Genomic DNA, 12,987 nt, shown 5'->3' on the forward strand with positions numbered 1-12,987 from the left:
AATGAAACGTTCTACCATTGATCTGTGGGTCGGCATCTTTGTCGCATTGGGCATCGCCGCCGTGACCTTTCTGTCGCTGAAAGTGGCCAATCTGACCCCGCAAAGCGCCTCGCAAAGCTATGTGGTGTACGCCGACTTCGACAACGTCGGCGGCCTGAAGGTGAAGGCGCCGGTCAAGGAAGCGGGCGTGCTGGTGGGCCGCGTGGCCGACATCCGCCTGGACCCGAAAACCTACCGCGCGCGCGTGACGCTGAACATCGACAAGCAATACCTGCTCAGCGACGACGTCAGCGCCTCCATCCTGACCTCCGGCCTGCTGGGCGAGCAATACATCGGCTTGCAGCAGGGCGGTTCGGAAACCAATCTGGCGCCGGGCGGCACCATCACCATCACCTCGTCCGCCATGGTGCTGGAACAATTGATAGGCAAATTCATGACTGGTTTCACCGGCAAGGACGACCCCAGCAAGTCGCACTGAGCCGCTGTTTATGCGGCGCCGGCACCGCCGACGCCGCCACACTCGCAAAAATGGAAGCTTGAAAATGAAAAAACTGTTTACCCTGCTCTGCCTGATGCTCGGCCTGTCCTCCGCCTCCGCGCTGGCGGCCTCCGACAACCCGGTGGAAATGATCAAGGACAGCTCGCGCCAAGTGCTGGACGTGCTGAAACAGGACAATGGCAAGAACACCAAGCAAATCCGCCAGCAGGCCGAAACCATCGCCGTGCCGCTGTTCGACTTCCCGCGCATGACCGCCCTGGCCGTGGGCCTGGGCTGGCGCCAGGCCACGCCGGAACAGCGCAATGAGCTGACCCAGCAGTTCCAGACCCTGCTGGTGCGCACCTACTCCAGCACCATGACCCGCTTCAAGACCGCCCAGGTCAATGTGCAGCCCAACCCGGTCATGGCCGCCAACGGCCGCGATGCCACCGTCAAGTCCAACGTGACCCTGCCGGGCAACACCAACCCGGTGGCCGTGGACTACGTGCTGTACAAGGGCGACAAGGGCTGGAAGATCTACAATGTCAGCGTGGAAGGCGCCAGCCTGGTCACCGTGTACCGCAACAGCTTCAATGAAGAAATCCGCAAGGGCGGCGTGGACGGCCTGATCAAGCTGCTGCAAGACAAGAACGCCGCGCCGGTTGCCGCCGCGCCGGCCGCCAAGGGCAAGGGCTGATGCTTAAGGTCACCGCGCCGGGCGCTGCCGCGCTGAGCGGCCGCATCGACATGGCCAATAGCGGCGCCCTGCTGGCGCCCTTGGCCAAGCTGGCCGCCCAGGGGCCGCTGCAGCTGGACTTGTCCGGCATAGAGGCGGCAGACTCCGCCGCGCTGGCCCTGCTGCTGGAAGCGCACCGCGCCGCCGCCGCCGCCGGCCATAAGCTGTCGTTGGCCGGGATGCCGGCCAATCTGGCCGCGCTGGCCAGCCTATACGATCTTGAACCGCTGTTATCCCTCGGAGTGTAATATGCGTCCCGCGCGCACTCTCGCCGCCGCCGCGCTGCTGTCTCTGGCAGGCTGCGCCAGCCATCCCGCCACCGCCTACGACCCGTACGAGCCGTACAACCGCGCCATGTTCACGGTCAACGACAAGGCGGACCAGTGGGTGATCAAGCCGGTGGCCCAGGGCTACCAAACCGTGGTGCCTTCTCCGGTGCGCACCGGCGTCGGCAACTTCTTCGACAATCTGAAGGACGTCTACAGCTTCGCCTTCAACGTGCTGCGCGCCGAGCCGGAAAAAGCCGCCAACGACTTCATGCGCGTGGCGATGAACACCGGCTTCGGCCTGTTCGGCCTGCTCGACATCGCCACGCCGGCCGGCCTGAAGAACAACAAGACCTCCTTCGGCGACGTCTTGGCCAGCTGGGGCTGGAAGAACAGCAATTACTTCGTGCTGCCCTTCTTCGGCCCGTCCACCGTGCGCGACAGCACCGGCCTGGCCACCTCGCTGGCCGGCCCCGGTCCGGAAAAGCTGGTCTACCACAACACCAACGAGGCCATCGCCTTCTACGGCCTCTACGGCGTCAACGCCCGCGCCAAGTACCTGGGCGCGGAAAACCTGCTCAGCACCGCCGCGGTGGACCGCTACAGCTACGTCCGCGACATCTACATGCAGATGCGCGCCAAGCAACTGGGCCAGCCTGACCCGACCCAGCCGGCCGACGAGTTCAATCTGGACGATCTGCTGAACAGCCCCGGCGGCAAGAGCGACAGCTCCGCTCCGGCCGCGGCGTCCCGGCAGCCAGGCTCGGCGCCTGCGGCCATGCCCATCCGCCAGGACAGCTCGGCTCCGCAAGCCGCCTCGGCCGCGCAGTAGGGCCGCAGGCGAAGACAAAGGCGCGTCGCCCCTCCGGCTGCGCGCTTTTTTTCGCCCTCGTTGCGGCCCGGCAAGCAGCCCTGGCGTCAGTAAGGTTACAATACGCCGGCCGCCCCGCGCTGAACGGCGCCCGGGCGGCCGTTTTTATTGATTACTTCGTCAGGAAACACCATGAGCCAATTGCCCGCCTGCCCGCAATGCGGATCGGAATACACCTACCAGGACGGCGCGATGTTCGTGTGCCCGGAATGCGCGCATGAATGGAACGAACAGACGGCCGCGCCGGCCGAGGAACAACGCGTGGTGCGCGACGCCGTCGGCAATGTGCTGCAAGACGGCGACAGCGTCACCGTGATCAAGGACCTGAAAGTCAAGGGCTCCTCGCTGGTGGTCAAGGTCGGCACCAAGGTCAAGAACATCCGCCTGGTGGACGGCGACCACGACATCGACTGCAAGATAGACGGCATCGGCGCGATGGGACTGAAGTCCGAGTTCGTAAAGAAGGCCTGACCAGGCCAGACATTGCAAAGCCGCCGCCAGGCGGCTTTTTGCATGGCGGGCGCTCGCGGCGCCATCGCGTTCCGCGCAGCCCGCCGTCACGGGCCGAACCGCGGCTTGCGCCGATGCAAAAACGCCGCGGCCCAAAGGCGCGCGGCGTTTGACACCAGGCAAGCGGACGATCAGCTGACGCGCTCGATCAGCGCGCCGACGGCGCCCAGCTTCTTCTCGATGTATTCGTAGCCGCGGTCCAGGTGGTAGATGCGGTCGACGATGGTTTCGCCCTCGGCCACCAGGCCGGCGATCACCAAGCTGGCGGAGGCGCGCAGATCGGTCGCCATCACGGTGGCGCCGGACAGCTTGTCCACGCCCTTGACGATGGCGGTGTTGCCTTCCACTTCGATATTGGCGCCCATGCGGTTCAATTCCGGCACGTGCATGAAGCGGTTTTCGAAGATGGTCTCGGTCACCACGCCGGCGCCCTCGGCCACGCAGTTCAGCGTCATCAGCTGCGCCTGCATGTCGGTGGGGAAGGCCGGGTACGGCAGGGTGCGGAAATTGACGGCCTTGGGACGCTGCTTCATGTCCAGCGAGATCCAGTCGTCGCCGCACTCGATCAGCGCGCCGGTTTCGCGCAGCTTGTCCAGCACCGCCTCCATGCTCTGCGGCGCGGCGTTGCGCAATACCACGTGGCCGCGCGTCATCGCGCCGGCCACCAGGAAGGTACCGGCCTCGATGCGGTCCGGCATCACCGCGTATTCCGCGCCGTGCAGCTTGTCCACGCCCTCGATCACCAGACGGTCGGTGCCGATGCCGCTGATCTTGGCGCCCATCGCCACCAGGCAGTGGGCCAGGTCGGTCACTTCCGGCTCGCGCGCGGCATTTTCCAGGATGGTGGTGCCTTCGGCCAGGGTAGCGGCCATCAGCAGGTTCTCGGTGCCGCCCACGGTCACCATGTCCATCACGATGCGGGCGCCGCGCAGGCGTTTGGCGCGCGCCTTGACGTAGCCGTGCTCGATCGACACTTCCGCGCCCATCGCCACCAAGCCCTTGATGTGCTGGTCCACCGGCCGGCTGCCGATGGCGCAGCCACCCGGCAAGGACACGGTGGCTTCGCCGAAGCGCGCCAGGGTCGGGCCCAGCACCAGGATGGAGGCGCGCATGGTCTTCACCAGCTCATACGGCGCCACCAGGCTGTCCAGCTGCGAGGCGGTGATTTCCATCTCGTGCACATTGTCGGTCATCACCCGCACGCCCATGCCTTGCAGCAGTTTCTGGGTGGTGGCGATGTCGCGCAGCATGGGCACGTTGGTGAAGCGCATGGTGTCGGCGGTCAGCAGGCCGGCGCACAGGATGGGCAGCGCGGCGTTCTTGGCGCCGGAGACGCGGATCTCGCCGTTCAGCGGGCCGTTGCCGGTGATTCTCAGTTTGTCCATTTTTCTAAAACCTCATGCGCCGCGCGGCTGACGAGCAAGGGATGGCTCAGTCGCGCCGAGCGGCTAAGTATTGCTATCAACCTTGCAGCTTGGCCCACTCTTCCGGCGTGGCGGCCTTGGTGATGGACAAAGCGTGGATTTCGTTGCTGGCCAGGCGGCTGGCGATCACTTCCTTGACCATGCGGTGGCGGTCGATCAGGCGCTTGCCTTCGAAGGCGGCCGACACCACGGTGGCGTAGAAATGGTGGCCGTCGCCCTCCACTTGAAGATAGGCGCAGTCGAGGCCGGCCTCGATGTATTGCTTGACTTGCTCAGGGGTCATCTCGATGGTCCGATGAAATTGCGAATAAGGTTCAGTGGCGCAGCTTGTAGCCGGTTTGGATCATGCGCAGCGCCAGCGCGGCCAGCAGCGCGAAGCAGCCGGCCACCACGCCGGCCGACAGCCAGGGGCTGACGTCGGCCTGGCCGAAAAAGCCGTAGCGGAAGCCGTCTATCATGTAGAACACCGGGTTGGCGTGCGACACGGCGTACCAGAACGGCGGCAGGCTGTGGATGGAGTAGAACACGCCGGACAGGAAGGTCAGCGGCATGATCAGGAAGTTCTGGAAGGCGGCCAGCTGGTCGAATTTCTCCGCCCAGATGCCGGCGATCACGCCCAGCGTGCCCAGCACGCCGCAGCCGAGGGCGGCGAACAGGATGGCCCACAAGGGCTGCGCCGGCAGCGGCAGGCCGAACCAGCCGGTGACGGCCAGCACGCCGGCGCCGACGGCCAGGCCGCGCACCACGGAGGCCAGCAAATAGGCGCCGAAGAACTCGGCCGCGGTCAGCGGCGGCAGCAGCAAGAATACGATGTTGCCGGTGATCTTGGACTGGATCAGGCTGGACGAGCTGTTGGCGAAAGCGTTTTGCGCCATCGACATCATCGCCAGGCCGGGGATCAGGAAGGCGGTGTAGCTGACGCCCGGATAGGCCTCGACATGCTTGGACATCACATGGGCGAAGATCAGCTGATACATCAGCGCGGTCAGCACCGGCGCGGCCACGGTCTGGAAGGACACCTTCCAGAAGCGCACCAGCTCCTTCTTGAACAGGGTCAGGAAGCCCGTCATGCCGCGCCTCCATTCATCATCTTGACGAATACGCTTTCCAGATCAGCCTCCACCACGTTCAATTCGCGCACCTCCACGCCGGCCTGGCGCAGTTCGGCCAGCACGCTCTCCAGCTCGGACAGGTCCGCCAATTGCAGCACCACGCGGCCGTCCTCCTCGCGCAGCTTGCGCGGCGCCAGGCTGGCCGGCAGCGCGCCCGCCAGCTTGACCGCCACTTCGCGCCGCGCGCTGTGGGCCAGCAGCTTGTCTTTGTTCTCCAGCGCGATCAGCCTGCCCTTCTTCAGCATGGCGATGCGGCCGCACAGGGCCTCGGCCTCTTCCAGATAATGGGTGGTCAGCACGATGGTGGTGCCGGCGCGGTTCAGCTCCTGCACGAAGGTCCACAGGCTCTGGCGCAGCTCCACGTCCACGCCGGCGGTGGGCTCGTCCAGCACCACCACCGGGGGCCGGTGCACCAGCGCCTGCGCCACCATGACGCGGCGCTTCATGCCGCCGGACAGCGCGCGCATATTGCTGTCGGCTTTGTCGGCCAGGCCCAGCTTGAACAAGAGTTCGTCTATCCAGGCCTCGTTGCGGCCCAAACCGAAGTAGCCGGACTGGAAGCGCAGCGTCTCGCGCACCGACAGGAAGGGATCGAACACCAGCTCCTGCGGCACCACGCCCAGCGCGCGGCGGGCCTGCTTGAAGTTTGCCACCACGTCGTGGCCCATGACGCGGATGCTGCCGCTGTCCGGGCGCGCCAAGCCGGCCAGCGCCGAGATCAGCGTGGTCTTGCCGGCGCCGTTGGGGCCGAGCAGCGCGAAGAATTCGCCGGGCTCGACGGTGAAGCTCACCCGGTCCAGCGCCTGTAGCTGGCCGTAGCGTTTGCTGACGGCCGCGATTTCGATTGCGTGGGACATGAAAACCATGATGCCGCCAGTGCCTTGCCGAGGAGGTCGGGATGCGCTAGTGGCTTGAGAAAAAAGCGCAATTATAGCGCCGCCGCGCGCTCAAGTGGTAAGTTGTTCCATGACTTCCGGCTTGAAAATGCCGCGGTACAGGTATTGCAACAGGCGGCTGGCCGCCAGCGTGGCGTCCGGCCCCGGCCGCTCGATCACCAGCTTGTGCATCAGGCCGTCGTGCAGGGCCTGCAGCACCGTCGCGGCTTCGTCCGGCGCCACGCAGTCATAGGCCTGCCCCTTGTCCTTGGCCGCCTGCACCACCTGGCTCAGCAGGCCGCGCGCCTCGTGCATGTGCGCCACGCACTCCTCGTGTATCGGCTCCAGTTCGCCCACGTGCTCGCTGCGCAGAAACACGATCAGCAGAATGCGCCTTACCTGCGGATTGCGCTCTATCAGCTCCAGCAGGCGATGGCTGTGTTCCCACAAGGCGCGCGCCGGATCGCTGCCGGACATGCTCAACAGCTGATCGCGCATATCGTCGAACGAGGGCGACACCCGGTCCAGCATCGCCTGGTAAAGGTCCAGCTTGTTCTGGAAATGCCAATACACCGCGCCGCGGGTCAGGCCGGCGGCGGCGGCGATATCGGCCAGCGTGGTGCGCGACACGCCCTGCTCGCTGAACAGCCGCTCCGCGGCGTCCAGCAATTGCTGGCGTGTCTGCTCCGCCTCTTCGCGTGTCTTTCGTGCCATATCTGGATACTTTGCTAGAACTAGAACTGATTAAAGAATTTTAATACCCGTGGCGTGTCGATATCGCAAGACTTTTACATATCAGGACACTTCTTCATTTTACATACAGACGTGCATGTATGTAAAATGGCGATTCACCGGATAAGAATGCCGCCCTCTTGTCCCCAAATTTGCTGCAAATCACAACTAGCCTGTTTCAAGACTTGATCAAGGATTCGACCATGCAAGGAAAGACCCACTTCCCGCGCGCCGCGCGCGGCTTGTTGCTGGGGGCGCTGGCCGCCAGCCTGGCCGCCTGCGGCCAAAAACCGAATGCCCAGACCGGCGCCGCCATGCCGCCGGTGCCGGTGGCGGTGCTGAAAGTGGAACCGGCCAATGTGCCGGTTTCGTATGAGTTCGTCGGCCAGGCGGCCGGCTCGCGCGAAGTCGAGGTGCGCGCCCGCGTCGGCGGCATCCTGCAGAAGCGCGCCTACACCGAAGGCAAGCCGGTGAAGGCCGGCGACCTCTTGTTCCAGATCGACCCCGAGCCGTTCAAGGCGGCGCTGGACCAGGCCCGCGCCAATCTGCAGGTGCAGCAGGCGCAGCTGTCGCGCACCAAGCAGGACTACGACCGCATCCTGCCGCTGTTCAAGGAAAACGCCGTCAGCCAGAAGGACCGCGACGACGCCCAGGCCGCCTTCGACGCGGCCAAAGCCTCCGTCGCCGCCGCCAAGGCCCAGGTGGAGCAGGCCCAGATCAATCTGGGCTATACCCGCGTCACCGCGCCGATCTCCGGCATCACCAGCCAGGAGGCGCGCTCCGAGGGCAGCCTGGTAGCCACCACGGCCGACGCCAGCCTGCTGACCAAGATCTCGCAGCTGGACCCGATCTACGTCAACTTCAGCATGTCCGACAGCGACATGCTGAACCTGCGCAAGATGCAGCACGCCGGCAAGCTGAAACTGGCCAACGGCGGCGGCTTCGAGGTGCAGCTGAAGCTGCCGGACGGCAGCCTGTACGGCAAGACCGGCCACCTGAACTTCACCGACAGCCTGGTGGACACCACCACCGGCACCATCCGCTCGCGCGCCAGTTTCGCCAATCCGCAAGGCGGCATCCTGCCAGGCCAGTTCGTGCGCGTGCAGCTGAACGGCGCGGTGCGCACCGCCGCCATCACCGTGCCGCAACGCGCGGTGCTGACCACGCAGCAGGGCAAGATGGTGTGGGTGGTGGGCGCCGACGGCAAGGTCGCGCCGCGCCCCATCGTCACCTCGCAGGAGGTAGGCCTCAGCGTGCTGGTGGAGCAGGGTCTGAAGGCCGGCGACCAGGTCGTCGTCGACAATATTATCAAGCTGCGTCCGGGCGCCGCCGTCAAGCCGCATCCGTACCAGGCCGACGCCAGCGCGCCCGCTGTCGCGGCCAAGCCGTAATCGCAAGGGGAACCTGACACATGTTTTCCGCTTTCTTCATCCGGCGGCCCATCTTCGCCAGCGTGATCTCCATCGTGATCATGCTGGCGGGCCTGGCCGCCATCAAGGCGCTGCCCATCCAGCAGTACCCTGAAATCGTGCCGCCGGTGGTCAACGTCACCGCCAGCTATCCGGGCGCTTCCGCCGAAGTGATCGCCAACACCGTGGCCGCGCCGCTGGAGCAGGCCATCAACGGCGTGGACGACATGCTCTACGTGCAGTCCAGCAGCGCCAGCAACGGCACGCTGTCGCTGACCGTGTCGTTCAAGATCGGCACCAATCCCGACCAAGCCACCATCAACGTCAACAACCGCGTGCAATCGGTGCTGTCTCAGCTGCCGGAAGAAGTGCGGCGCCAGGGCGTGAACGTGCGCAAGAAATCCGCCACCATCTTGCAGGTGGTGTCGCTGTTCTCGCCCGACAACAGCCACGACACGCTGTTCATCAGCAACTACGCGCTGTTGAACGTGGTGGACGAGCTGAAGCGGGTGCCGGGCGTGGGCGACGTGGTCAACTTCGCCGGCCAGGACTACTCGATGCGGATCTGGCTGCGCCCGGACAAACTGGCCCAGCTCAAGCTGACGCCCAGCGACGTGGCCGCCGCCATCCGCGAGCAGAACTCGCAGTTCGCCGCCGGCAAGCTGGGCGCGCAGCCCACCCAGGAGAAGCTGGAGTTCACCTACACGGTGACCACCCAGGGCCGCCTGTCCGAACCGGAAGAGTTTGAAAACATCATCCTCCGCGCCAATCCGGACGGCTCCTCGGTCAAACTGAAGGACGTGGCCCGCGTGGAGCTGGGCGCGCTGTCCTATGACTTCCACGGCAAGCACAACGGCAAGGCCACCATCCCGATCGGCATCTTCCTGGCGCCGGGCGCCAACCAGCTGGCCACGGCGCAGGCGGTGGAAAGCGAGATGCAGCGCCTGTCCAAGAGCTTCCCGACCGGTCTGTCCTACGGCATCCCCTACGACACCACCAAGTTTGTGGAAGTGTCGATCGAGGAGGTGTACAAGACCCTGGCCGAAGCCATGGTGCTGGTCTTCCTGGTAGTGTTCCTGTTCCTGCAAAACTGGCGCGCCACGCTGATTCCCTGCCTGGCGGTGCCGGTGTCCATCGTCGGCGCGTTTGCCGGCATGTACGCCTTCGGCTTCACCATCAACACGCTGACGCTGTTCGGCCTGGTGCTGGCCATCGGCATCGTGGTGGACGACGCCATCGTGGTGCTGGAAAACGTCGAGCGCCTGATGACGCAGGAAGGGCTGCCGCCGCGCGAAGCCAGCCTGAAAGCGATGAAGGAAGTGTCCGGCGCGCTGGTGGCCATCGTGCTGGTGCTGTGCTCGGTGTTCATCCCGGTGGCTTTCCTGGGCGGCATCGCCGGCCAGATGTACAAGCAGTTCGCCATGACCATCGCCGTGTCGGTGGTGATCTCCGGCATCGTGGCGCTGACGCTGACGCCGGCGCTGTGCGCGCTGATCCTGAAGGCGGAACACCAGCACCCCAACCGCTTCTTCACCTGGTTCAACAACTGGTTCGACCGCCTGACCAGCCGCTACACCGGCGGCGTGGCCTTCATCAACAAGCGCGCCGTGCTGGCGGTGCTGCTGTTCGGCGGCCTGATCGCGGCCTCCGCCGGCCTGTTCCGCATCATCCCGTCCAGCCTGGCGCCGGACGAGGACCAGGGCTATATCCTGGCCGCGGCCTTCTTGCCGGACGGCGCCTCGCTGACCCGCACCGCCGCCACCATGGACAAGCTGGACGCCATGATGGCCAAGAACCCGGCGGTGCAGGACCGCATGACCTTCGCCGGCTTCGACATCCTCACCGGCGGCAACAAGTCCAACGCCGGCGTGTCCTTCATCGTGCTCAAGCCGTGGGATGAGCGCAAAGGCCCGCAGCTGTCGGCGCAGGCCGTGGTGAAAGACGTGTTCGCCAAGGGCATGATGGGCATCGACGACGGCATCGTGCTGGCTTTCAACCCGCCGCCGATCTCCGGCATGTCCAACACCGGCGGCTTTGAAGCCTATGTGCAGGACCGCGCCGGCCGCACCCCGGCCGAGCTGGGCGAAATCACCAAGAAACTGGTGGCCGCCGCGGCCAAGCGCCCGGAGCTGAAGGGGGTGCAAACCACCTTCTCCGCCAGCGTGCCGCAGGTCTTCGTCAAGCTGGACCGCGCCAAGGCCAAGGCCCTGGGCGTGCCGGTGAACAGCGTGTTCGACACCATGCAGAGCACCTTTGGCGCGCTGTACGTCAACGACTTCAACAAGTTCGGCCGCACCTTCCGCGTGCAGCTGCAGTCCGAGGCGCCGTTCCGCACCAAGGTGGACGACCTGCGCAACGTCTACGTGCGTTCGCAAACCGGCCAGATGATCCCGCTGACCGCGCTGGTCACCATCCAGCAAACCACTGGCCCGGAAACCCTGGACCGCTTCAATGTGTTCCCGGCGGCCAAGGTGGTGGGCGGCCCGGCGCCGGGCTATAGCTCCGGCCAGGCGCTGACCGCGCTGGAAGACGTGGCCAAGGAAACCCTGCCCGACGGCTATAGCCTGGCCTGGACCGGCTCCGCCTTCCAGGAGAAATCCACCAGCGGTTCGTCCGCCCTGGTGTTCGGCTTCGGCATGATCATGGTGTTCCTGATCCTGGCGGCGCAGTACGAGCGCTGGAGCCTGCCAATCTCCGTGCTGATGGCGGTGCCGTTTGCCGTGTTCGGCGCGCTGATGGCCAACTGGCTGCGCGGCCTGGCCAACGACGTCTACTTCCAGGTGGCGCTGGTGACGCTGATCGGCCTGTCGGCCAAGAACGCCATCCTGATCGTGGAGTTCGCGGTGCAGAAAATGGAAGAAGGCCTCAGCGCGATGGACGCGGCGATGGAGGCGGCCCGCCTGCGCTTCCGCCCCATCGTGATGACGTCTCTCGCCTTCGTGCTGGGCTGCGTGCCGCTGGCCATTTCCAGCGGCGCCGGCTCCGCCAGCCGGCACTCCATCGGCACCGGCGTGATAGGCGGCATGCTGTCCGCCACCTTCCTCGCCACCTTCTTCATCCCGCTGTTCTTCATCCTGATCATGAAGCTCGGCAAACAAAACAAGCCTCAGGCCAAGGCCGAGGCAGGAGGACACGCAGATGCTTAAGCGCGCCCTGATCCCCATGTCCATCGCGCTGGCGCTGTCCGCTTGCGCGGTGGGCCCCGATTACAGCCGGCCCAAGGTAGAACTGCCGGCCGCCCAGGCCGGCGCCCAAACACCGACGGTGGACGCTGACTGGTGGAAACGCTTCGACGACCCGGTGCTGAACCAGCTGATAGACGAAGCGGTCAAGAACAACTTCGACCTGCAAGCCGCCGCCGCTCGCGTAGAACAGGCCGCCGCCCAGGCCGGCATCGCCCGCGCGGCGCTGCTGCCCCAGCTTAACGCCAACGCCGGCTACCAAAGCGGCCGCAGCTCCAGCCAGCTGGTCAGCCCCGGCACGCCCCTGGTCAACGACGTGCGCGCCGCCAATCTGACGGCGGCGTGGGAACTGGACCTGTGGGGCAAGCTGCGCCGCGGCAACGAAGCGGCGCGCGCCAGCTACCAGGCCAGCCGCTACGACCGCGACGCCGCCCAGCTGGCGCTGGCCGCCCAAGTGGCGCAAACCTATTTCCAGCTGCGCGCGCTGGACGCGCAACTGGACATTGCCAAGCGCACCTTGCGCAGCCGCGAGGAATCGCTGGCGCTGCGGCAGAAACGCTTCAACGGCGGCGTTACCTCGGAGCTGGACCTGCGCCAAGCCGAAGCCGAGGCCGCCAGCGCCCGCGCCACCGTGCCGCAGATCACGCGTTCGCTGGAGCAAACCGAAACCGCGCTGGGCGTGCTGCTGGGCCATAGCCCCAAGCAGCTGGCCGAAGGCAAGCTCCGCCGCGGCAAGGACATCAACAGCCTGGTGACGCCGCCGGACGTGCCGGCCGGCCTGCCGTCCCGCCTGCTGGAGCGCCGCCCCGACGTGGCCTCCAGCGAGCAGCAGCTGATCGCCGCCAACGCCCGCATCGGCGTGGCCAAGGCGGCTTACTTCCCCAGCATCAGCCTGACCGGCGCCCTGGGCTCGCAAAGCCCCTCGCTGGACAGCCTGTTCACCAGCGCCACGCGCACCTGGAGCTTCGCCGGCAACGCCGCCGCGCCCATCTTCAACTTCGGCGCCACCGGCTACAACGTGGACGCCGCCAGCGCCGGCCAGAAACAGGCGCTGGCGCAGTACCAGAAGACGGTGCAGGCCGCGTTCAAGGATGCGCTGGACGCGCTCGCCGCCAACAGCACGGCGCGCGACATCGTCGCCGCGCAAACCACCCAGCTCACCGCGCTGAACCGCACGCTGAAGCTGGCCGGCCTGCGCTACGACAACGGCTACGCCAGCTACCTGGACGTGCTGGACGCGCAGCGCAACAGCTTCCAGGCCGAACTGAACCTGGTGAGCGCCAAGCTGGACCGGCTCAACACCACCATCGGCGTGTACAAGGCGCTGGGCGGGGGGTGGGAGGCGGGCAAGCCGTAACTCCGCCACGCCCTGGCATGCGCTCCGCAATAAAA

At 65.9% G+C, this 12,987-nt stretch carries 13 protein-coding genes; 8 read left to right on the forward strand and 5 right to left on the reverse strand.

Annotated elements, in window-relative coordinates; all coding sequences use genetic code 11:
* Position 1: 1 nt before the first annotated feature.
* The 5 genes from mlaD (at position 2) to FYK34_RS16410 (ending at position 2,822) form a co-directional block, all read left to right on the forward strand.
* Entirely contained in the window at positions 2–478 is a 477-nt protein-coding gene (gene mlaD, locus FYK34_RS16390; RefSeq protein ID WP_149298254.1) for an outer membrane lipid asymmetry maintenance protein MlaD, read from the forward strand.
* Positions 479–542: 64 nt separating this feature from the next.
* Positions 543–1,175, forward strand: coding sequence for an MlaC/ttg2D family ABC transporter substrate-binding protein (locus tag FYK34_RS16395; protein WP_149298256.1), 633 nt, complete (start codon positions 543–545; stop codon positions 1,173–1,175).
* Positions 1,175–1,462 carry an STAS domain-containing protein gene (locus FYK34_RS16400; RefSeq protein ID WP_149298258.1) on the forward strand — a complete coding sequence of 96 codons (288 nt, stop codon included), beginning with the start codon at positions 1,175–1,177 and terminating at the stop codon, positions 1,460–1,462. Before FYK34_RS16395 ends, FYK34_RS16400 begins: the two co-directional genes overlap by 1 nt.
* A 1-nt stretch (position 1,463) precedes the next feature.
* Complete coding sequence (locus FYK34_RS16405) at positions 1,464–2,312, forward strand: MlaA family lipoprotein (protein WP_149298261.1); 849 nt, start codon at positions 1,464–1,466, stop codon at positions 2,310–2,312.
* Positions 2,313–2,483: 171 nt separating this feature from the next.
* Positions 2,484–2,822: a zinc ribbon domain-containing protein YjdM gene (locus FYK34_RS16410; protein ID WP_149298263.1), complete on the forward strand. Its 339-nt coding sequence runs from the start codon at positions 2,484–2,486 to the stop codon at positions 2,820–2,822.
* 170 nt (positions 2,823–2,992) lie between these two features.
* Here the strand turns inward: FYK34_RS16410 and murA are convergent, their stop codons facing one another.
* The 5 genes from murA to FYK34_RS16435 form a co-directional block, all read right to left on the reverse strand.
* On the reverse strand, positions 2,993–4,246 hold the full coding sequence (gene murA / locus FYK34_RS16415) for a UDP-N-acetylglucosamine 1-carboxyvinyltransferase (protein ID WP_149298265.1): 1,254 nt from the start codon (positions 4,244–4,246) through the stop codon (positions 2,993–2,995).
* 76 nt (positions 4,247–4,322) lie between these two features.
* Positions 4,323–4,568, reverse strand: coding sequence for a BolA family protein (locus tag FYK34_RS16420; protein WP_149298267.1), 246 nt, complete (start codon positions 4,566–4,568; stop codon positions 4,323–4,325).
* Between the two features lie 31 nt (positions 4,569–4,599).
* Positions 4,600–5,355, reverse strand: coding sequence for an ABC transporter permease (locus FYK34_RS16425; RefSeq protein ID WP_149298269.1), 756 nt, complete (start codon positions 5,353–5,355; stop codon positions 4,600–4,602).
* Positions 5,352–6,254 carry an ABC transporter ATP-binding protein gene (locus FYK34_RS16430; protein ID WP_149298271.1) on the reverse strand — a complete coding sequence of 301 codons (903 nt, stop codon included), beginning with the start codon at positions 6,252–6,254 and terminating at the stop codon, positions 5,352–5,354. The genes FYK34_RS16425 and FYK34_RS16430 overlap by 4 nt, the downstream gene beginning before the upstream one ends.
* A gap of 90 nt (positions 6,255–6,344) precedes the next feature.
* Positions 6,345–6,986 (reverse strand): TetR family transcriptional regulator, encoded by a 642-nt coding sequence (locus tag FYK34_RS16435; RefSeq protein ID WP_149298274.1) that lies wholly within the window; start codon positions 6,984–6,986, stop codon positions 6,345–6,347.
* Positions 6,987–7,207: 221 nt separating this feature from the next.
* Between FYK34_RS16435 and FYK34_RS16440 the strand changes: the two genes are divergently transcribed.
* From FYK34_RS16440 to FYK34_RS16450, 3 genes are read left to right on the forward strand one after another with little or no spacing between them, the layout of a single operon-like run.
* On the forward strand, positions 7,208–8,395 hold the full coding sequence (locus FYK34_RS16440; protein WP_149298276.1) for an efflux RND transporter periplasmic adaptor subunit: 1,188 nt from the start codon (positions 7,208–7,210) through the stop codon (positions 8,393–8,395).
* Positions 8,396–8,415: 20 nt separating this feature from the next.
* Positions 8,416–11,559, forward strand: a complete 3,144-nt coding sequence (locus tag FYK34_RS16445) for an efflux RND transporter permease subunit (protein ID WP_149298278.1) — start codon at positions 8,416–8,418, stop codon at positions 11,557–11,559.
* Positions 11,552–12,952, forward strand: a complete 1,401-nt coding sequence (locus FYK34_RS16450) for an efflux transporter outer membrane subunit (protein WP_149298280.1) — start codon at positions 11,552–11,554, stop codon at positions 12,950–12,952. The genes FYK34_RS16445 and FYK34_RS16450 overlap by 8 nt, the downstream gene beginning before the upstream one ends.
* Positions 12,953–12,987: the final 35 nt, after the last annotated feature.

Origin of the sequence: Chromobacterium paludis (genome assembly GCF_008275125.1) — a bacterium.
GTDB classification, from domain to species: Bacteria; Pseudomonadota; Gammaproteobacteria; order Burkholderiales; family Chromobacteriaceae; genus Chromobacterium; species Chromobacterium paludis.

Bases quoted from the DNA above. Each gene is read 5' to 3' on its own strand.
- mlaD (WP_149298254.1), top strand. From the start codon at position 2: ATGAAACGTTCTACCATTGATCTGTGGGTCGGCATCTTTGTCGCATTG.
- FYK34_RS16395 (WP_149298256.1), top strand. From the start codon at position 543: ATGAAAAAACTGTTTACCCTGCTCTGCCTGATGCTCGGCCTGTCCTCC.
- FYK34_RS16400 (WP_149298258.1), top strand. From the start codon at position 1,175: ATGCTTAAGGTCACCGCGCCGGGCGCTGCCGCGCTGAGCGGCCGCATC.
- FYK34_RS16405 (WP_149298261.1), top strand. From the start codon at position 1,464: ATGCGTCCCGCGCGCACTCTCGCCGCCGCCGCGCTGCTGTCTCTGGCA.
- FYK34_RS16410 (WP_149298263.1), top strand. From the start codon at position 2,484: ATGAGCCAATTGCCCGCCTGCCCGCAATGCGGATCGGAATACACCTAC.
- murA (WP_149298265.1), bottom strand. From the start codon at position 4,246: ATGGACAAACTGAGAATCACCGGCAACGGCCCGCTGAACGGCGAGATC.
- FYK34_RS16420 (WP_149298267.1), bottom strand. From the start codon at position 4,568: ATGACCCCTGAGCAAGTCAAGCAATACATCGAGGCCGGCCTCGACTGC.
- FYK34_RS16425 (WP_149298269.1), bottom strand. From the start codon at position 5,355: ATGACGGGCTTCCTGACCCTGTTCAAGAAGGAGCTGGTGCGCTTCTGG.
- FYK34_RS16430 (WP_149298271.1), bottom strand. From the start codon at position 6,254: ATGTCCCACGCAATCGAAATCGCGGCCGTCAGCAAACGCTACGGCCAG.
- FYK34_RS16435 (WP_149298274.1), bottom strand. From the start codon at position 6,986: ATGGCACGAAAGACACGCGAAGAGGCGGAGCAGACACGCCAGCAATTG.
- FYK34_RS16440 (WP_149298276.1), top strand. From the start codon at position 7,208: ATGCAAGGAAAGACCCACTTCCCGCGCGCCGCGCGCGGCTTGTTGCTG.
- FYK34_RS16445 (WP_149298278.1), top strand. From the start codon at position 8,416: ATGTTTTCCGCTTTCTTCATCCGGCGGCCCATCTTCGCCAGCGTGATC.
- FYK34_RS16450 (WP_149298280.1), top strand. From the start codon at position 11,552: ATGCTTAAGCGCGCCCTGATCCCCATGTCCATCGCGCTGGCGCTGTCC.